Annotated in this window: 1 protein-coding gene; it reads left to right on the top strand. The window is 59.5% G+C overall.

Annotated elements, in window-relative coordinates:
• Window positions 1-41: 41 nt before the first annotated feature.
• A protein-coding gene (locus GOB85_RS18850; protein WP_198912244.1) for an IS5 family transposase occupies window positions 42-838 on the top strand; the annotation gives its coding sequence in 2 pieces (ribosomal slippage) (window positions 42-381 and window positions 381-838; 798 coding nt in all).
• The last annotated feature ends 9 nt before the right edge of the window (window positions 839-847 follow it).

The following is an 847-nucleotide window of genomic DNA, read 5'->3' as shown; positions in this document are numbered from 1 at the left end:
TAGGTCCTGTTAGATCTTGAAATTCTTCCCATATTGTAGGGATGGAAGAAGGAGACAGAACAGGCATCTTTACGGACGAGGCATGGACGATCTGGAAACCTCTGATTGAGGCGGTTCGCCCAGGGGGCAAGACGCCGCCACATGATCTGCGGCGCACGATAGCAGCGATCTTCTGGCGGCATGAGAATGGCGCGAAATGGCGGAGTATCCCCGCTGAACCGGGTCCGTGGTGGCGGGCGGCACAGCTTTTCATCCGCTGGGCGAAACCGGGCGTGTGGGAACGCCTGCTCGAACTGGTTCAGGAACAACCAGGAGTGGCGTTCGGAATGACTTTTCTGGATGGTACGAACATCAGGGCTCACCACAAGGCGGCGGGAGCCCAAAAAAAGGGGCCTCTTTCGAAGAGCGAGACCATCGTGAAGCACCTGGCCGCTCTCGCGGCGGCTATGGCACGAAAGTCTGCGTGATCGCTGATGGACATGGAAAAGCCTTCGGTTTTGCGCTGGCCCCCGGACAGGCTCATGAACTGCCCCTGGCACCAGCCATGCTCGACAACCTTCCCGCCATTCCTCTGTGGGTAGTGGCGGACAAGGGCTACGCGTCGAATGCCTTTCGTGAACGGATATGGGACATGGGAGCCCGGCCCGCCATTCCTGCGAAACGACGCGATGGGCCGGTCGCCTGCCCAGAATGGGCCTGTCGGTGTCGACATCTTGTCGAGAACCTCTGGGCTCGCCTCAAGGAGTGGCGCGCTGTCGCAACCAGATACGAAAAAACAGCAACGTCGTTCCTCGCGGTCATCCACATCGCTGCCGCAGCAGACTGGATCAAGCCCTAACAGGCCCTA

This window comes from Acetobacter fallax (assembly GCF_011516735.1).
GTDB lineage: Bacteria > Pseudomonadota > Alphaproteobacteria > Acetobacterales > Acetobacteraceae > Acetobacter > Acetobacter fallax.
Note: the sequence above shows the minus strand (reverse complement) of the source record. Positions and strands in the feature narration are given on the sequence as shown.